The organism is Corallococcus silvisoli, from assembly GCF_009909145.1.
Classification (GTDB): Bacteria; Myxococcota; Myxococcia; order Myxococcales; family Myxococcaceae; genus Corallococcus; species Corallococcus silvisoli.
Map to the genome: position 1 here is coordinate 811109 of NZ_JAAAPJ010000001.1, position 18833 is coordinate 829941.

Annotated in this window: 13 protein-coding genes; 6 read left to right on the plus strand and 7 right to left on the minus strand. The window is 71.7% G+C overall.

Annotated elements, in window-relative coordinates; genetic code table 11:
- Positions 1–30 precede the first annotated feature (30 nt).
- Together GTY96_RS03280 and GTY96_RS03285 are read right to left on the minus strand one after the other, a co-directional pair.
- Positions 31–1143 (minus strand): hypothetical protein, encoded by a 1113-nt coding sequence (locus GTY96_RS03280; RefSeq protein WP_161663801.1) that lies wholly within the window; start codon positions 1141–1143, stop codon positions 31–33.
- A 16-nt stretch (positions 1144–1159) separates the two neighbouring features.
- Positions 1160–2920: a VWA domain-containing protein gene (locus tag GTY96_RS03285; RefSeq protein WP_143898420.1), complete on the minus strand. Its 1761-nt coding sequence runs from the start codon at positions 2918–2920 to the stop codon at positions 1160–1162.
- Positions 2921–3409: 489 nt separating this feature from the next.
- Between GTY96_RS03285 and GTY96_RS03290 the strand changes: the two genes are divergently transcribed.
- Positions 3410–4081 carry an RNA polymerase sigma factor gene (locus GTY96_RS03290; protein ID WP_143898422.1) on the plus strand — a complete coding sequence of 224 codons (672 nt, stop codon included), beginning with the start codon at positions 3410–3412 and terminating at the stop codon, positions 4079–4081.
- Between the two features lie 46 nt (positions 4082–4127).
- Positions 4128–5315, plus strand: coding sequence for a hypothetical protein (locus GTY96_RS03295; RefSeq protein WP_161663802.1), 1188 nt, complete (start codon positions 4128–4130; stop codon positions 5313–5315).
- A 63-nt stretch (positions 5316–5378) separates the two neighbouring features.
- Here the strand turns inward: GTY96_RS03295 and GTY96_RS03300 are convergent, their stop codons facing one another.
- From GTY96_RS03300 to GTY96_RS38160, 4 genes are all read right to left on the minus strand, one after another.
- Positions 5379–6653: an AraC family transcriptional regulator gene (locus tag GTY96_RS03300; RefSeq protein WP_186001737.1), complete on the minus strand. Its 1275-nt coding sequence runs from the start codon at positions 6651–6653 to the stop codon at positions 5379–5381.
- 11 nt (positions 6654–6664) lie between these two features.
- A complete protein-coding gene (locus GTY96_RS03305; protein WP_143898426.1) occupies positions 6665–7207 on the minus strand; it encodes a zf-HC2 domain-containing protein in 543 nt (180 codons plus the stop codon).
- Positions 7200–7841, minus strand: a complete 642-nt coding sequence (locus tag GTY96_RS03310; RefSeq protein WP_143898428.1) for an RNA polymerase sigma factor — start codon at positions 7839–7841, stop codon at positions 7200–7202. Before GTY96_RS03310 ends, GTY96_RS03305 begins: the two co-directional genes overlap by 8 nt.
- A 118-nt stretch (positions 7842–7959) precedes the next feature.
- Positions 7960–8442 (minus strand): PaaI family thioesterase, encoded by a 483-nt coding sequence (locus GTY96_RS38160; RefSeq protein ID WP_143898430.1) that lies wholly within the window; start codon positions 8440–8442, stop codon positions 7960–7962.
- Between the two features lie 142 nt (positions 8443–8584).
- Between GTY96_RS38160 and GTY96_RS03320 the strand changes: the two genes are divergently transcribed.
- The 4 genes from GTY96_RS03320 to GTY96_RS03335 all read left to right on the plus strand — a co-directional run bounded on the left by GTY96_RS03320 (position 8585) and on the right by GTY96_RS03335 (position 15463).
- On the plus strand, positions 8585–10909 hold the full coding sequence (locus GTY96_RS03320; RefSeq protein WP_161663803.1) for an ATP-dependent helicase: 2325 nt from the start codon (positions 8585–8587) through the stop codon (positions 10907–10909).
- Between the two features lie 145 nt (positions 10910–11054).
- Positions 11055–12758, plus strand: a complete 1704-nt coding sequence (locus GTY96_RS03325; RefSeq protein ID WP_161663804.1) for a DUF1592 domain-containing protein — start codon at positions 11055–11057, stop codon at positions 12756–12758.
- The gene (locus GTY96_RS03330) at positions 12755–14182 is read left to right on the plus strand and encodes a DUF1552 domain-containing protein (protein WP_143898436.1); all 1428 of its coding nucleotides are present in this window, start codon (positions 12755–12757) and stop codon (positions 14180–14182) included. The genes GTY96_RS03325 and GTY96_RS03330 overlap by 4 nt, the downstream gene beginning before the upstream one ends.
- 99 nt (positions 14183–14281) lie before the next feature.
- Entirely contained in the window at positions 14282–15463 is a 1182-nt protein-coding gene (locus GTY96_RS03335; RefSeq protein ID WP_143898438.1) for a lytic polysaccharide monooxygenase, read from the plus strand.
- Positions 15464–15541: 78 nt separating this feature from the next.
- Here GTY96_RS03335 and GTY96_RS03340 read toward each other — a convergent pair whose 3' ends face one another.
- The gene (locus GTY96_RS03340) at positions 15542–18796 is read right to left on the minus strand and encodes a carboxypeptidase regulatory-like domain-containing protein (RefSeq protein WP_161663805.1); all 3255 of its coding nucleotides are present in this window, start codon (positions 18794–18796) and stop codon (positions 15542–15544) included.
- Positions 18797–18833 lie beyond the last annotated feature (37 nt).

Genomic DNA, 18833 nt, shown 5'->3' on the forward strand with positions numbered 1-18833 from the left:
CGCCCGGGCTGACGCGGGGGGCGCGCGGTTTCAGACATGCCGCGTGATGACCAGCGCGTCCGTGTCGATGGCTTCCTTCAGCACCGACGGCAGGCTCTCCAAAGTCACCGCCGCGTCCGCGCCCGCCAGGCACACACCCGCGTCGCGCACCCGCAGCGTCGCCGCCTCCACCACCGTGACGAAGCGCTCGCCCATGAAGGTGTAGATGACCTCCAACAGGCCGGAGCCCAGCCGCCGGTGGCTGAGCAGCCGCGCGCCCGCCTTGTCCAGCGCGCGCTCCACCCATGCGCCGAGCTCTGCCTCCGCGCGCCACCGCTCCCCGGGCGTGAGGCCCTGCCCGCCCCAGGTCTCCAGCGCCCGGGCCGTCTCGCGCGCGGATGCATCCCGCCGCGTCTCCCACGTCTCCCGTTCCCGGCCCGTCAGCGCCCGGGCCATCTCGCGCGCGGACGCATCCCGCCGCGTCTCCTGTTCCCGGACCGCCAGCGCACGCGCCGCGTCGCGCGCCTCCGCGTCCCGCCGGGCCTCCTGCTCCGCCTGCATCCTCAGGAAACGCGCGCGCTCATCCGCGAGTCCACGCAGGCACAGTTCCGCCGCCGCGCGCCCCTCCCGCGCCACGTCGAGCACCCGCGCACGGGCTTCCCTGGGCGCGAAGGGGATGCCGGTGCCGCGCGACGCCGCCTCTAGCACCGCGAAGCCGAACGCCGCGCGCAGGGATGCTCCCACGCCACGCGCGTCTCCCAGGGGACGGTCCTCCTCCAGCGCGCGGCGCGCGACCTCCTCCGCCTCGCCCTCGAACTCCACGCCCTCGAAGAGCAGCGTGCCGTCATGCCAGCGGCGCGCCGTCACCGGCGACAGGCGCGGCGGCTCTTCCTCCGGCATCAGCGCCAGGGACTCCGCTACCGCGCCCTCGCGCACCAGCCGGGTGCCCCAGAGGTGCCCCCGCACGCGCGGCAGCGACTCCAGGCCTTCGGCCAGGGCCGGCTCGCGCGCGGTGGCCTGCCGGCCCTTCACCTCGAAGCGCCACCAGCCCGGGGTGACGGGCTGGGTGATGCGCAGGCGGCGTGAAGGCGCGTCCACGGTCCCACCGCCGAAATACGGCAGCACCGCCGACTCCACCTTTCCGAGCAGCTTCCGGTAGTCCACGCCCCTGCCTCCTGTTTCACGCCGCTTTCAGGAGCGGCGTGCTCATCACCCGGTCCACCCAGCCGGACTGGCTGGCCCCCACCGTGCGCGGGGCATCCATCAGCGCCTGGAGCACGCGCGGAACCTGGTAGGGGTCCGCGAACTGCCCCACGCTCACCTCGCTGAAGGGGACGCCCAACTGCGTCGCCCCCGAGCGCACCGTGCTGCCGCGCGCCCCCGCGACGCTCACCAGCAGCGCCATGGCCGCCACGGTGTAGCCGCACCCGTGGAAGGCCTTGGCGAACTGGTCGCCCGCCTCGCCCGCCTCGTCACCCACCACCATCACCACCAGCTTCGCCTCCGCCGGGATGCGCACGCCGGAGCGGTGCAGCGCGTTCACCGCCGCCCCGTGCACCGTGCCGCCGGACGCCTTCAGCCCGGACAGCATGTGCTGCACCGCCGTGCGGTTGGCCGCCTTGGGCTTGAGCACCGTGCCCATGGTGTCGAACGCCGCCACGTGCAGCTTGTCCAGCGGGAAGCCCGCGAGGATGCGCGACAGCGCCTCCTTGGACTGTTCGATGGCGCCCTCCATGGACCCCGACTTGTCGATGAGGAACATCACCCGCACGTCCGACTCCGCCGTCGCCTCCGCCACCGCCTTCTTCGCCGCGTTGTCGCTCGCCTCCTCCAGCTTGCGGCGCACGTCCTCGCTGCGGACGTTCTTCGCGATGTTCAGCGAGCGCTGATCCGTGGCGTTCGCCACCGCCCGCTCCCAGCGCGCCTTCACGCCGGGCTCCTGCAACAGGCCCAGCTCCTCCAGCGTGGGCGTCATCAGCCGCAGGTCCCGGTCCGACAACGACGGGAGCAGCGTCGCCAGGATGGCGGGCGTGAGGCCCACGTCCTTCGGCAGCCGGCCCACGACCTCCTTGTAGGAGAGCCGCTCCAGTTCAATCCACTCGCAGATCTCCGCCTCGCTCAGGCCGTCGAAGCGCTCGCGCTTCACCAGCGTGAGCCCCTGGAGCCCCACCTGACGGTGGCCGCCGTCGGCCTGCTTCTGCTTCCAGCCGAGCACCTCGAAGAAGCCCTGCGACTGGGGCTTGTAGCCGGCCTTGCGCGCCAGCTTCTTCAGGGTCTCCTTGTAGCCGGCCTTCACCAGGCCCTGGAGCATGGGGAGATTCGCCTCGCGCGCGGCGAGCCACTTCTGCGCCACGCGCTTCCAGCGGCCCAGGGGCGGCTTGCGCGACGCGGGGTCACCGAAGCCCGCGGCGCGGTTGAGGCGCGCGATTTCAGGCGTCTCCAGCAACTCCGCCACGCGCAGCACCGCCTTGGGCGTGAGCATCCGCGTGGAGCGGCGCACGTAGTGCAGGACCATGGCCTCGCCAATGGCGCGGAAGTCGTCGTCGTGGAAGGCCACCTGGCCCTGGCCGTCGCGCACGGGCTGGCCCGCGTGCTCCTGCACCAGCATCAGCGCGCAGGTGGCCACCTTCAGGTCGCGCCAGTCCGTCTGCGTCAGCGCGTACGACGCGAAGTGCGCCATCAGGGTGGGGTTGAGGCGGTACAGCTCCAGCAACTGGCCGTACAGCTTCACCGCCGCGGGCACGAACAGGCCCGGCGACACCTTGCGGCCGCGCGACTGGGCCTTCGCGTCCGCGTTCGCCGCGGCCACCCAGTTGCCGTTGACGTCCAGGCCGGGGCGGTGGTGCCACAGGTGGGCGGAGCCGCCGAGCACCAGGTCGAGCAGCCGCTCGGCCGGGCCCCGCTGCGTCTCCGGAAGGGTCGTCTGGGTGCGCGTCGTCATGGCCGTCGTCCCCCTTTCGGGACGGAGGCATGCCCGGGAGGGGCAGGCCTGGAGGTGGGAGGGAAAAGTGAGCGCCCGAGTGAGGAAGCCGGAAGGCTGAATCCACAGTTCAGTGCCGGACCGCCGGCGGTCCCCCCGCCTTGCGAGCGGAGGGGTGGAGTCGAACCACGGCGTGTAGGGCCTCTTCGGCCGGGCGCTCGAAAGCGATGCGCCCCCTGACGCCCCCTTGTCGGGATTCCTGACGGCGCATTTCCGGGCCTCTTTCCGGACGTTTGGCGCCTCGTGTCCCGCCTCTTTGGAGAAGACCCGGTGCGTCATCCACGGGGAGGGAAAAAGGCGCGTCAGGAAATACGAGGGGGCCGCGTCGAGGGTTCCCGTAACCATCGGAGGCTGTCCGCGGATGCCAACGTGGTACCTTGCCGCGCCACATCCCCGTAACCCAACTTCCCGGGATGACGGCCGTCCCGGGGCAGCCTCCAGGGCCTTCCGGTGTACGAGCAGCTCACGGATGAGGAATTGTTCGCGGAGGTGTCCCGCCGCCGCGCCACGGGCGAGGCCGTGGGGACCCCGTTGGGGGCCTTGTGCGCGCGGTGGGCGCGCCCGGCCCGCTACGTCATCAACAGGATCCAGGGCAGCTACGGGCGTGGCTCCCCAGCGGACGCCGACGAACTCTTCCAGGACGCGGTGGGGAAGTTCCTCGACCGCGGCCTGGACCAGTTCCGGGGCGTGTCCGAACAGATGCCGGGCAGGAGCGCGTCTCCCAAGACGTTCTTCCTGCGCATCGTCAAGCACGTCGCCATCGACTTCTACCGGCGGCACCGGGAGGAGCTCGCGCCCGCGCCGACGTCGCCCGACGACGTCATGGAAGAGACTCCGTCCGAGGTGGCCCGGGCGGTGGAGGGCGCACGGCGTCGCGAGGAGCGCGCCGAGGCGCAGGAGCTGTACTGGGCCGCTTTCGCCAGGCTCCAGCAGGAGCACCCCAAGGAGGCTTCCGCATGGGAGCTGTATCACCACGAGGACGTGGAGGATCACGAGGAATGCGCACGCCGTTTGGACATCAGCGTGGTGAACTCGTACAAGCGAGTCAGTCGGGCTCAGGCCTACCTGCGTTTATACCTGCTCGAACTCCAGCGGGATGGGCAGCCGGAGGAGCCGACGTGAAACCCCGCGGAGGGCTCCAGTCCTCCGCTTCGCCCGGGATGTCGCGATGAAGGGCGACGCGCTGTCCCGCTACCAGGCCCGGTACGCGCGCCTGGGCGCGGGCCCCCTCTCGGTGGGCGAGCTGTTGGAGGTGGTGGGGGATGTGCTGCGCCGCTCGGATCGGCTCGGCACCGACGGGGTGGAAGAGGCCTTGAAGGGCCTGGGCCGCTCCGAAGTGGAAGCCTGGGTGCGCCAGCAGAAGCCGCAGGCGCTCCAGCCGCTCCTGCTGAGGGCCGCCGAGGAGTCGATGGAGGTGGCGCTGGGCGAGGAGGGAGACGAAGCCGAGCTGTGGCGCGCCTCCGCGCTGGAAGGACTCGCCGCCCGGGACCGGGCCGCCTCCTCCGCCCGCGCGCTCGTCACCTGGGAGATGCTGAAGGGTCCGCTGGACGGGGATGCCGCCGCCGCTCGCGAGCGCTTCCTGGGGACGCTGGGCCAGATGGACACCGCGCTGCGCCCCCGCGCGCGCTGGTTCATCCCCCTGAACGCCGAGCGCCGCACCGAGCGCGACCTGCTGGACCCCGTGGAGCGCCCCGGCGCCTGGTGGTTTTCCGCTCGGGCCGGCTGCGATGACCTGGTGGCGTCCTGGACGGGCCGCCCCATGAAGGATCCGGAGCACCTGAAGGACTGTGCCAGCTGCCGTGCGGACCGGGCGGACACCGCCGTGGTGGACTCGCCGCCGCGCCGGCACCTCACCGACGACGAGCTGTGGCGGTTGGATTCGGGGGAGATGGGCCGCGAGGAGCGCGAGCGCGTGGACGCGCACACCGCCGGGTGTGGCGAGTGCGCGCAGGCCGTGCTGGCGCTGGAAGAGGGCGACGCCGCCATCGACGAGGTGATGGAGCTGGAAGAGGGGGCGGGCGCCCCGCGCGCGGCGCGCGACTCCCGCGCGGACGTGTCCCGGCGTCCGGGCGCGGCCCGCCTGCCGGAGCACCGGGAGGTGCTGGAGGAGCGGCGCGACTTCCGCGTGGTGCTGGTGCGCGAACGTCAGCGGGTGCGGCTGCTGGTGCAGCCCCTGGGCTCCCGGACCGTGACGGCCGCCGTCTTCCTGTCGCCCGGGCGTCCGTCGCTCAAGCCGATGCAGGGGCCCGAAGGGCTGTCCTTCGACCTGTCCACGGCGCTGGCCTCCGGTGCGCACGCGGCCCACCTCACGGTGCAGGCCGGGCAGGAGACGCTGGAGCGCGACTTCGCCTTCTGAAGGCGGACGCGTGGTGCATCGGGCGGGCGGGAGGTGAAATCCTTCCGCCCTCGCCCTGCCTGCTCACTGGAGCTGGGATGCCGGCTCGTCCCTGCCGGACGCGTCGTACGGCTGCGGTGAGCGCACGGGACGCCGGGGCAGAGGGACGGGGCCTCGCGAGGGCGGGGCCCGCACGCCGCCGGCCAGGAAGGCCGCCACCAGCTGCGTGAGCGGTGGACGGGTGGCGAGCGCCACGCCGCACACCTCCAGCCGCTGTCCCTGGAAGCGTCCCTCCGTCGCCACGTACGCGTTGCAGTCCGGCTGCGTGGCGGCCGTGAGCTCGCGCTTCAGCACCTGCTTGTCGGCGCCCCACTGCATGGTGAGTGAGTCCGGCGCGAGCCGCACGGACAGGGGCTCACCGCCCCAGGTGCCTTCGATGAGGGTGGCGACGCCGCCGGCGCGCACCTTCACCGCGAGGTCCCGCAGACCGTAGCTGCCGTTCACCTCGATGCCGTGTTCGAAGAGTTCGTCGCCGCGCTCGCCCTTCCACGTGGCGTCCTTTCCACGCGCCAGCGGTGTCTTCGCTTCGACGCGCTCGGTGTCGAACCACGCGCTCCCCACGCGTCCCAGCGGCAGGCCCAGCCCGCCCTGGGATGGGGGCGCCTCTTCCAGGCCCTGGGGGCCGGAGGGCAGGGGCTGTGGCGTGGCGAGCAGGTCCGTCGTCTTCACCGACGCGTCCACCGTCTCGAAGCGCACGCCGCCCAGCCAGGCCTTCCCGGGGCCGCTCATGATGAGGCCCGCCATGATGGTGGTGGCCTCCCGGGGCACGTCCAGCACCACGTCGTAGCGCTTGCAGCCCTGGGTTCCCACCAGCGCGCGCGACTGCATGTTGTCGAAGGCGAGCGGCTGCCGGGGGTCCGCGCCCTCCACGCGCATCCAGAGGCCCGCCCAGCCCTTCACGTCCTGGTGGCGCACGGCGGCGGAGAAGCGCAGGCGCTTGCCCTGGAAGTCCTTCGCGTTGAAGGCCTGCATGAAGGTGCCGAAGCTGTCCGTGGCTTGCGTGCGCGAGCGCAGGAACGCGCTGCGCGTGCCTTCGCATGGGGAGTCCTCATCCACGCTGGCTTCGTAGTGCTGCGGAGCGCTCTCCGTGACGTACCAGCCCTGCGGCAGCTTCGTCCGCGTGGCGCTGGCGGGCATGCCCTCCGGGGCGGTGGGGGGCGCCGTCGCGCCGCTCTTCGCGGGCGCGGCGTCAGTCGTCGCGGAGGCCTTCGGAGATGTGGCGGCGGGCACCGTCTGGGCCCCGGCCAGGGGCATCCACAGGGCCAGCAGCAGAACGGGGATGCGGGTTCGCGGCGTCATCGCGGGAGTCCTCACAGCGCGGCCGGCCGCGAGTTCAGCTCGACCTGGGACAGCCCGCTGGACGCGTCGTAGCGGGGGACCTCGCCCCGTCCACCCGGATGGTACACGAGCAACCCGCGCGCGCCCGCGGCCCGCAGGCAGTGCTCCTGCGTGGCCAGGTCCGGGCACGCCACCACGATGTCCCCGGGCGCTCGTTCGTTCTCCGCCTCCAGCACCGCCGCGACCGGGGCCTCCACGGGCGTCACGGCTTCGGGCGACGTCCGCCCTTCGGTGCGCAGCAGCAGGAACACGGAGGCGGCCAGCGCCACCAGGGCCGCGGCGGCGGCCATGGGCCGGTGCCAGCGCGCGGGCCGCACGACGACCGCGTCGCGGGGCGTGGCGGCGGCGACCTGGTACAGCTGCTCCTCCAGCAGCGCCTCTTCCTGGAGCAGTCGCGCACAGGGCTCGCACGTGAGGGTGTGCACCTCCAGCTCCGCCTCGGCGTCGGGCGGCAGCGCGCCCAGCAGGTACTGCTCCGTGCGGTCGCGGGTGAGGTGGGGGGTGGGGCTAGACATGGTTTTCCTCTTCGAGCGCGGTGCGCAGCTTCTTGCGGACCTCGCACAAAATCTGTCGCACGCGCTGGACGGACAGCCCGACGCGGGAGGCGACCTCCGCATGCGGAAGTCCCTGGCCGTCACAGGCCAGGAGAAAGACGTTCCGCGCGCTCGGCGATACCTGCTCCAGCGCGTCGCGGGCCCGCGCGAGCTGCTCCTCCGACAGGAGGCGCTTCTCCGCGGACTGCGTGGGGTCCACCGGCTGCTGCCGCTCCGGCAGGTCCTCCACGGTGCCGTCCACCGACTCGCGCCGCGCGCGCCGGGCCTCGTCCGACGCGAGGAACGAGGCCTGCGTGAGCGCCAGGTGGGGCAGGCGAAGCTCCGCGAGCAGGCCCCGCTGCTGCTGCTGGATGAGGCGCGCCCACGTCTCCTGGGCCAGCTCCTGGGCCCGGTCCACCCGGAGGCCCCGGGCGAGCAGCGACACCACCACCCGGCGCTGGTGACGCGCGATGAGCGCGTCCCACGCGGCACGGTCCCCGGCCAGGGCCCGCTTCGACAGCGCCTCTTCGTCCGGCGTCGCGGGCGAGGGAGCCCTGCCTGCGTCCTGCCGTGACTGGAGGGTCGTCATCCCCAAGCCCTGTACGGCTGCATCCATGCCCTCGTCCTGTGGCCCGCCGCGGGTGTCCTCCGGGGACGTCGCGTGCCCCGGGCTTCTGGGGAAACGCGGCGCCAGGACGGGCATATCGACGAAAAGGGGCAAGGGTGGGGGAAGGTCAGTTGGTGGCGGGGCTCTCGCCGTTGGCCCAGGGTTGGGAAGAGACGCGCACGACGCCCTGGCAGCGGGCGCACACCCGGCCCTCGGCGTCCAGCAGCCTGGCGGAGGCGAAGAGGGTGGACGGGCCGCCATGGTCGATGACGGCCTCCACCCGGAGGTGGTCGCCGGTGGCGGGGCGCTCGAAGCTGGTGGACAGCTGGATGGTGGCGCAGCGGCGGGTGGGGTCCCGGAGCGCCGGCGTGCAGCCGATGGCGAAGTCGAAGAGGGCGGAGATGATGCCGCCGTTGACGGCGGAGCTGCCCAGGCCGCCCCGGTGCTGGGCCTGCACCGGGGCCAGCGTCACTCGCACCATGCGTCCCTCTGGAAAGGACATGTGGGCGCCGAAGTGGCGCAGGGTGAGGCTCTGGTTGAACTGCTCCGCGAAGCGGTCGAGTTGGGCCTGGGACGGAGGCGCGGGAGGGGGCGGAGGGGTGTCGGACATGGCGGATGTCCTTCTTTTATACCCCACGCTCCCGCCCGTCCCGGGGGCGGACGGCCCAGCGGGCGCCAGGGGGCGGCGGAAGACCCCACATGGGCGGGCGAAAGACGTTAGAAGGCGGGGTTCTTCCCCTGGTGGAAACCCCGTGAACGCCCACGAATCCGTCCTCCTCGAAGACCTCAACCCGCCCCAGGCGGAAGCCGTGCTCCACGGCGACGGCCCGCTGCTCGTGCTGTCGGGCGCCGGCAGCGGCAAGACGCGCGTCATCACCCGCCGGGTCGCCCACCTGGTGAAGGTGCGCCGCGTCTTCCCCTGGCGCATCCTGGCCGTCACCTTCACGAACAAGGCCGCGCGCGAGATGCGCGAGCGCCTCACGCACCTGATGGGCGCCCAGGCCAACGACCTGGTGGTGAGCACGTTCCACTCCGCCGCCGCCATGATCCTGCGCCGCGAGGCGGAGGCCGCGGGCCTGACGCGGTCGTTCGTCATCTACGACGATGGCGACCAGCTGAGCCTCGTCAAGCGCGCCATGCGCGACGCGGGCGTGGAGCCGGTGATGCAGCCGCGCGAAATCCTGCACTGCATCGACCAGGAGAAGAACGCCGCGCGCCTGCCGGACGACATGCACGTGGAGCAGGACGACGTCCGGGGGCAGCTGGTCAAGCGCGTGTACGCGGGCTACCAGAAGCTGCTCCGCGCGGCGAACGCCGTGGACTTCGGGGACCTGCTGCTGCTGCTCGTGAAGCTCTTCCGCGACCGGCCGGACGTGCTGGAGCGCTACCGCACGCGCTTCACCCACGTGCTGGTGGATGAGTTCCAGGACACCAACCCCGTGCAGTACGCGTTCCTGCGGCAGCTGGCCCCGCCGCCGTCCGCGAACCTGGTGGTGGTGGGAGACGACGACCAGTCCATCTACCGCTGGCGCGGCGCGAACGTGGACAACATCCTGAACTTCCCCCAGCAGTATCCGGGCGCGAAGGTGGTGAAGCTGGAGCAGAACTACCGCTCCGACCAGAACATCCTCACCGCCGCGCACGAGGTCATCTCCAAGAACCCGCGCCGCATGCAGAAGAAGCTCTGGAGCGAGCGGCCCCAGGGAGAGCACCTGGAGCTGCTGCTCCACCGCGACGAACGGGCGGAGGCGCAGGAGGTGGCCCGGCGCATCCTCGCCGTCCAGCGCGAGGGCTTCATCAAGTTCTCCAGCATGGCGGTGTTCTACCGGACCAACGCGCAGAGCCGCGTGCTGGAGGAGGCGCTGCGGCTGGCGCGCGTGCCGTACACGCTGGTGAGCGGGCGCAGCTTCTACGACCGCGCGGAGGTGCGTGACGCGTCCGCGTACCTGCGGCTGATGGTGTCCCCGCGCTCGGACGCGGACCTCTTGCGCGTGCTCAACGTGCCGGCGCGCGGCATCGGTGACACCACCGAGGAGCGGCTGACGGACTTCGCCAACCAGGAGGGACTGAGCCTCTACGAGGCCCTGGGCGAGCGCCACCGCATCCCCGCCCTCAACGCCACCGCGCAGAAGCGGCTGGGCGGCTTCCACCAGCTGCTCCAGTCGCTGCACGCCTTCGCCCAGACGGCGAAGGACGCGGCGGGCGCGGTGGACCAGATGCTCAAGGAGACGAAGCTGGTGGAGACGCTCGTCGCCGAGGGCAGCGACGAAGCGCTCACCCGCGCGGAGAACCTGAAGGAGCTCGTGGGCGCGGCGCAGGAGTTCGACCTGAAGCGCGCCTCGGACGCGGTGGCCTCCGCGGCGGCCGCCGAGGCGCGGGAGGAGGAGGCGCCGGAGGGCGTGGACTCCGCGCCGCTCACCGCGGACGTGCCGTCGCTCCAGGCCTTCCTGGAGCAGATCAGCCTGGTGGGCGAAGCGGACGCGGAGGTGAGCGAGGGCCGCGTGGCGCTGATGACGTTGCACGCCGCCAAGGGTCTGGAGTTCGACGCCGTGTTCATGACGGGCCTGGAGGAGGGCGTCTTCCCGCACTCGCGCGCGCTGAAGAGCGAGGAGCCCGATGGCGGCGAGGAGATGGCCGAGGAGCGCCGCCTCTGCTACGTGGGCTTCACCCGCGCGCGCAAGCGGCTCTTCGTGAGCCTGGCGCAGTGCCGCTCCCTCTTCGGCGAGCTCAAATACAACCCGCCCAGCCGATTCCTCGCGGACGTGCCGCAGGCGCTCTTCGGTTTCAAGGAGAACGACCTGCCGCCGCCGCCCCGCGCCTCCGCCGCCATGCCCCAGCGCCGCCGCGCGTGGGACGAGGACGAGACGGGCCCGCGCGTCGACCGCAGCTATTCGCAGGCGTCCGACATGGAGGGCGTGGGCGGGGACGTGCGCGGCATGCGCGTGCGCCACGAACAGTTTGGTTCCGGGCGCATCATCTCTGCGGAGGGCAGCGGTCCCAACGCCAAGGTCACGGTGGAGTTCGGCGGAAACGTGGGCCTCAAGCGTGTCATCGCGCGGTTCCTCATCCCCGGCTGAAGGGTGGGTTCCACACCCCCTGGATCTCGTGTCGACATTTGTTTTCAGTGGCGATGTGACAGGGGGATTGCCCGGCCGGTGTGCGGATTGACATCCAAACGCATCCCCATTGGGATGGCCTCCAACGAACGGAGGCGCTCCCCCGATGGCGCGACGTCGACGATGGTGGAGTTCCGCGCTGCTCGCGGCCTCCGTGGGTTTGCTGGGTGGCTGTGAAGGGCAGATCCTGGACGCGGCGAAGCCCGGCGGTCCGGGCCCGGGCGGCGGTCCAGACGGCACGAACAATCCCCCGGCGGCGGTGGAGCAGCCGGCCCGTTCGGTGCGTGTCGCCCGGCTGACGCATGCGCAGTGGGTGAGCAGCGTGCAGGCGCTGCTGAAGCTGGACGCGCCGCCCACGGCGCTGGCGCAGACGTTCCGCGCGGACCCGTCCCAGAGCGGCTTCCTCTTCGACAACGACGCTCGCGCGCTGTCGGTGGACGAGGCGCTGTGGGGCGCGTACCAGCGCGCGGCGGCGGACCTGGCCGGACAGGTGGCCACGGACGCGACGAAGCTGGGCAGGCTGTTGCCCGCGGGCACCACCACGGACGAAGCGCGCGCGAAGGCGTTCGTGGAGTCCTTCGGCCTGCGCGCCGCGCGTCGGCCGCTGACCGCGGACGAGGTGGCGGCGTATCTGGTGCTGTACCGCAAGGGACCGGAGGCCTACCCGACGATGGCGGCCTTCCAGGGCGGCCTGCGGATGGTGCTGGAGGGCTTCCTCCAGTCGCCCCTGTTCCTCTACCGCGTGGAGCGCAGCACGCAGGCGGCGGACGGGAAGGTGCCGCTGGACGCGTTCGAGGTGGCGTCACGCCTGAGCTACGCGCTCTGGAACTCCATGCCGGATGACGCGCTGTTCGCCGCCGCCCGGGATGGGCAGCTGGCGAAGCGCGAGGGCGTGGCGGCCGAGGCGCGCCGGATGATGGCGGACCCCCGGGCGCGCGACGTGGTGAACGCGTACCACCAGGCCGTCTTCGACGTGCCCCGCTATTCCATCATCCGTCCGAACACCACGCGCTTCCCCAACGTCACCGCGAAGCTGGCGGAGTCCGCGGCGAAGGAGAACACGCTCTTCGTCCAGGACGTCGTCTTCGGGCGCAAGGGGCGCTTCGCGGACCTGCTCACGTCGCGCGACACGTTCGTCAACGACGAGCTGGCGCGCATCTATGGCCTCACCGGGACGTTCACCGCGGACTTCGTCCCGGCGACGCTGGACGGTGCGCAGCGCCGGGGCGTGCTCACCCAGGTGGGCTTCCTCGCGTCGCACGCGACGTCGTTGGACCCGGACCCCATCCACCGCGGCGTGTTCCTGTCGGAGCACCTGCTGTGTCAGAAGATTGGCGCGCCGCCGGCCAACATCCCCGCGCTGCCCGCGCCCAACGGCCGCACCAACCGGGAGGTGGTGACGTCGCACACGGAGGCGCCCGGCACGGTGTGCGCCAGCTGCCACGCGACGCTCATCAACCCGCTGGGCTTCCCCTTCGAGAACTTCGACGCCGTGGGCGGCTATCGCACGACGGACAACGGGCAGCCGGTGAACGCCACGTCGGCGCCGGCCATCGGCGGACAGAAGGTGTCGGTGAAGGACGCGCTGGACCTGGCGGACGCGCTCGCGAACGCGCAGGCGGTGCACGAGTGCTACGCGCGCCACTGGGTGGAGTTCCTGAGCGGACGCCCCGCGGCCACGGAGGACGAGGCGCTGGTGACGCGGCTGGGGAAGCTGTCGCAGGCGGGGCAGCTGCCCATCGTGGAGCTGGTCGTCGAAGTGGTCACGGGCGTGGGCTTCGTGAACCGCCACCCGGAGGAGCTGCCGTGAAACTGAGCCGTCGACTCGTGTTGCAGGGCCTGGGTGGGGCCGTGTTGGGGCTGCCGGTGCTGGAGGGGCTGCTGCCCCGGAAGGCCCATGCGGCGGAGGCGGGCGCGCTGCCCTTCGCCATCTTCCTGCGCCAGGCGGATGGCGTGGCCGCCGCGCAGAGCACCACGGAGCTGGGCAACGAGCCGGAGCGCTTCTGGCCGGAGCCGTTGGGCAACCTCTCCACCACGACGCTCGCGGGCAAGTCGCTGGTGGAGCTGGCGGACCACCGCGCGCGCCTGCTGGTGGTGCGCAACGTCAACATGAAGGACTATAACTACGGGGACGGCCACGCCCGGGGCGCCCTGCAGGCCCTCACCGGTCGCGGCCCCGCCGTGGAGGGCGTGGGCGGCGACTCCGAGGCGTCCGGCGAGTCGCTGGACCACCGCATCGGCCGGGAGCTGAACCCCCAGAAGCGCGACTCGCTCTTCCTCTACGCGGGGCAGGCCGGCGGCTGGCTGGGCGGGCCCTGCATCTCCCACCGTGGCAGCGCGTCGCGCCGGGCCGCGCTGCACGACCCGTGGGTGGCCTACCAGACGATGGTGGGCGGCCCCGGGGGCCTCACGCCGGAGGCGCGCGAGCAGCTGCTCGTGCGCCAGAAGAGCCTCAACGACCTGGTGTCGGGCCAGCTGAAGGCGCTCCAGTCGCGGCCGGAGCTGAGCTCCACGGACCGGCAGCGGTTGGATCTGCACCTGTCCAACGTGCGCGACCTGGAGGTGGCGTTGAGCTGCCGCGCCCGCGCGGACGAGGAGCTGCGGCTCCAGCAGCAGGCGCCCGGCTACAACAGCACGGACGGCGACGAGGTGCTGGCCACGGTGCGGCTGCACATGGACATCGCGGTGCTGGCGGTGGCGTGCGGCACCACGCGCTCCGTGGCCATCCAGGTGGGCAATGGCAACGACAGCGCCACGCGCTACCGGGACCCCACGACGGGGCAGTTGATGGAGAACTTCCACTACATCTCCCACCGCCGGACGTCGCACGACTCTTCGGGCGGCATCATCGCCGGGTCGGACGTGCTGCACTCGCGGGTGGACGCGCAGTTCGCCCGGACCTTCAACTACCTGCTGGACCGGTTGGCGGCGTACGTCCTGCCGGATGGCAAGAAGCTGGTGGACCAGGGCGTGTCCGTCTGGTTCAACGACCTGGGCAACGGGCCGGCGCACTCGGCGCGCAACATCCCCTTCATCCTGGCGGGCAGCTGCAACGGCTACCTCAAGCAGGGCGTGGCGGTGACGGCGTCCGCGGGCAACACCAACCCCAACCTCAACAAGATGCTCAACACGCTGGGCGCCGCGGTGGGCCTGCGCAACGCGGCCGGGGGCGCGCTGGATGACTTCGGCGACCCCACGCTTCCCAAGGGCCTGCTGACGGAGATGCTGGCCTGAGCGACGGCGGTCGGGCAGGGCGCGGAGGACTTTTTCGCGCCTGCCTTTGACCCGAATGGATGACGCCCTTCCTCCCTTCCTCGCGAACAGGAGGAAGGGATGTTCCCATCGATTCGCAGGGCCCTCTCAGCATCGCTCGCCGTCGTGTCCCTGCTGTCCGCCAGCCAGGCGGCGGCGCACGGCTCCATGGAAGTGCCCATCAGCCGCGTCTACGGCTGTTTCAAGGAGGGGCCGGAGAATCCCCAGTCCGCCGCCTGCAAGGCCGCGGTGCAGGCGGGAGGAACCCAGGCGCTGTATGACTGGAACGGCGTCCGGCAGGGCGCCGCCGACGGGCGACACCGCGAAATCATCCCGGATGGCAAGCTGTGCAGCGCCGCCAATGAGAGCCACAAGGGCCTGGACCTGGCGCGCACGGACTGGCCGTCCACGCTCATCACCCCGGACAGCAGTGGCCGGTTCGAGTTCGTCTTCCACGCCACCGCGGTGCACGCCACGGGCTACTTCCAGCTCTTCGTGACGAAGGAGGGCTACAACCCGGCGCTGCCCCTGAAGTGGTCCGACCTGGAGGCGTCGCCCTTCTGCAACGTCACCAACGTGTCCGCGGTGAACAACCGCTACCGTCTCAACTGTCCCTTCCCGGCGAACAAGACGGGCGCCCACGTCATCTACGCCATCTGGCAGCGCGCCGACAGCCCGGAGGCCTTCTACGCCTGCACGGACGTGAAGTTCACCAACACGCCGCCCCCGCCGACGTCGTGGAAGGAATTGGGTCAGGTGCAGGCCCGCGAGGACCTGCCCAAGGGCAGCAAGGTGACGTTCCGTCTCTTCGACAGCGCGGGCCGCGACGCGGAGTCCCATCCGCTGACGCTCGACGCGGCCACCCCGGCGGCCACGTGGATCTACCGGCTGGCGCAGCAGGTGAACGCGGTCTCCAGCCGCGTGCAGGTGGGCGTGCTCCAGACCACCGGCACGGTGAAGCCCTCGGAGGATGCGCTGGGCAACCGCGTGTATGGGAAGGAGACGGGCTACACGTTCCAGGTCGACATCGAGAAGCCGTCCACGGGCGGCGGCGGTGATGGCGGCACCGGTGGTGGATCCGCGCAGTACAAGTACCCGGCCGGCATCTCCAACTACACGGCGGGCACGCGGGTGGAGGGCACGGACGGGCTCATCTACCAGTGCAAGCCCTTCCCGTACTCCGGCTGGTGCCAGGGCGTGGCGCTGTACTACGCGCCGGGCACGGGCATCGCCTGGGCGGATGCCTGGGAGCGCGTCCCGTAGGCGGACGCACCCTGCCAGGAACCACGCGAGCCGCCTTGTCTTGGGAGAGGCGGCTCGCGGCCCGGTCTCCAGCGCGTCTCAGCGCGCGAGGGGCGTCCAGACCGGCTTCACTTCGAGGATCCGCGTGCCTTCGGCGGGCACGTCCAGCTCCTCGCGGTGGAAGCGGTCCTTGCCTCGGGTGCCGACGATGAGGGTGTAGTGGCCCGCGGGGACTCGGCTGAAGACGGCCGCTGTGCCGCGCCACTCCTCCATTGGGTGCTGCTGGAGGCGCAGGTGTTCGAGGGCCCTGACGTCGCCCGGCGCGGGGACCTGCCCAGGCATCAGGAGCGCGGTGTCCGCGTCTTCCGGGAGCCGCAGCTCGACGGTGGCGCCGGTGCCCAGGGCGTCGAAGGCGAGCAGGACATCGCCGCTCGGAGGAATCCGGACCGTGCGTGCTGGGAAGACGGCTTTGTTTTCCGTGTCAGAGGGGTGGGCATTCACGGTGTAGAGGGCGGGGGGAATGCCATGGAAGGCGAAGTCCCCAGGCTCGAGGTTGCGTTGGAGTGTCGTGCCATCGGAGCGGGTGAAGGTGAGCCAGGCCGCGAGCGGCTGGCCCTTTGCGTCCCGGACATGGCCTGTCACCCGGGCGCCAGGGTCGAGCGAGACGGTGATGCTCTTCTCCGCCGCGCCGACCGCCACGCGCAGCGGCAGGTGCATCTGGGTGCGCACTTCGAGCGTGAACGGCGTGGTCGGCACGTGCTCCAGCAGCAGCCCGCCGTCCTGCCATGGCTTCATCCCGGAGGGGCGCAGGTAGGGAGGCCCATCCACGGTGCTTTCCCCGTGGATCCAATAGCCGATGGACACCGTGGCCCACTCCCCCGAGTTGTCGCGGACGCGCCCGTTGAACGGCTCGCCCGTCGCGGCATCGCGCAGGAAGACTCGCAGGGTCCTTCCTGGTGTCAGCGTGATCGTGCCCACGTCCACGTCTTCGCCTCCCACGGGCGTGATGATGCGATTCACGGTCGCGAAGCCCCTTGCCTCCACCACCAACCGCTGGGGCCCCATCGGCTGGAAGAGGGGGTGATCGAAACGGCCGCCCGACTCGTGTGACGAGCGGCCGTTCACCGCGAAGCCGTCCAGCGCCTCTCCTCCCTCCGCGACGACGGAGCCCCGCACATGGGGGATGCGCCGGAGCAACAGCCGGACCTCACCCGCGTCGCTGTTCACCTCCACGGTGTCCTCGTCCCCGGGGTGGATGCCCTGCGAGCCGGAGGCATCCAGGACGTGGCCTTGCAGCTTCACGGTGAGCATGTAGCGGGGCGCGCTGAGCTGGCGCAGGGTGAAGCGGCCTTCTGCGTCCGTGAGGACGCCCTCGGGAGGCAGGCCCATCCTGGGCGTCGCGGCGATGTAGTGGGGCTGGTCCCCGTCCGGGATGTCCGCGCGGATGCCCACGCCGCGAAGGGGCAGGCCCTGGGCATTCACGACCACGCCCCGCAGCGTGCGGCCCTCCCTCAGCCGCAGGGTGATGGCCGACAGCCCCTTGTCCGTGACGTCCAGCGGTTGCGTGACGCTCGGGTCCAGGGCCCGTCCCGGGACCGTCGCCTCCGCCACGTACGCCCCCACGGGGATGCCCTGGAGCAACACCTGCCCCTCCACGTCCGTTTCGCCGACCTGGGCGGCTTCCCCTCTCGCGTCGCGCTTCCAGAGCGTGACGCGCGCGTCGCCCACCGGGGCTCCCGCCGTGCCCAGGACGGTGACGGACACGCTCGCGCCCTTTCGTGCCACCAGTCGCGCCTCCCGTGAGGGGCGCTCCACCGGGAATCGCTGGGGGATGAAGGCCGCGTCCTGGACTTCGATCCACGCGGGCCCCTCCTCCGCCGCGCCCAGGACGAAGCGTCCGGCCGCGTCCGAGCGGGTGCTGTCCACGACGATGGCCTCGGCGGGGCTCGAGGCCTCGTCCAGGTGAAGCAGGAGCTCCCGGTCCGCGAGCGGCTGTCCCTCTTCATCCACGAGGACCCCCTCCACGGTGACGGCGCGCTGGAGGGTGAAGTCGAGCGACGCGGCGTCCTCTTCGAACTCCTGGTACTTCGGCTCGGTGGGGACATGGCGCGGGGCACTGGCGCCCACGAAGTGGGGCAGGCGATAGAGGGGCCCCAGCCGGTAATGGCCCTTCGCGTCCGTCACGGTCTGTCCGCGTGGCGACGGCGAGTCCTCATCGAGTCGCTGTGCCTGGACCCGCGCACCGGGGACCGGACTCCCGCTCTCGTCCCGCACGGTTCCTTCCACGAACAGGCCGGGGCCGAGCGTGAGGCGCAGGTCCTCGCGGGGCTCGGTGTGGATGTGCGCGAAGGCGCCGTGCTCCGTGGTCTCCACGAAGAGGTGCCCGGGCGGCGTGTCCACCGAACGGAAGGCGAAGCGCCCCTGCGCATCCGTGACGGTGGTGCGCCACGCGGGCGCGACGCTGGGCACGTACAGCTTGACGGGGAGCCCGTGCGCGGGGGCTCCCGTCGCCGTCACCACCTGACCCGCGTAGCGCGCGGAAGGATCCAGGATGAAGGTATCGCTGCCGAGCGCATTGGCGCGGATGCGCAGCAGGGGGCTCCGGTTTCCCGCGGTGACGAGGATGGCGTAGCCCGCGGGTGGCACGGGCCCGATCCGGAAGCGTCCGTCCGTGCCGCTGGTCCCAGGGAAGAAGCGCGTGCTCTCGCGGGAGAAGACGGTGATCCGAGCCTCCGGGATGGGCTCCCGCTCGGGAGGGGGATTCGTGACGATGCCCTCGAAGAAGAGGCCTTCCTCGAGCGCGAGCACCACGCCCTCTCGGCCCGGCGCCACGTGGGTTCGCATCGCCACGCCCTGTCCGCTGGTGGCCTGGAGCGTGACCTCCCCTCCCAAGAGCCCATCGAGGACGAAGGTGCCGTCCTCCGCGCTGAGGGTCTCCGCGACGATGGGTGCTTCGCCTTCGCGCAGGTCCACCTGTTCCACGAGCTCGTCGAAGGCTTCTTCCCAGCACTCCATCAGCCGGGGCGGAGCGCCACCGGGGGCGGCGGGCGCGCTGTCCGAAGGAGGGCAGGAGCGCTCCGACAGCGTCACCTCGGGCTCCACGCGGGAGGCGGACACGCGCGCCCCCGCGACGGGACCGTGGACGTCGCGCACGACTCCGCGGATGCGCCGCGAGTCTTCGTCATGCGACGTCAGAAGGCGCGGGAGGAACACTCCCCAGGCGCGGGTGTCGGCGTCGCGGTGGGGCTGGGGCGCGGAGGTGTCGGCGGTGCGTGAAGCCGGAAAGGACAGCAGCGCCACGCCCAGGCCGATGATGAGCACCCCTGCCCAAGACAACACCCTCTTCGCACGCATGCCCTGTCCCCCGTCACGGAGTCAGGATAGCAGCGCG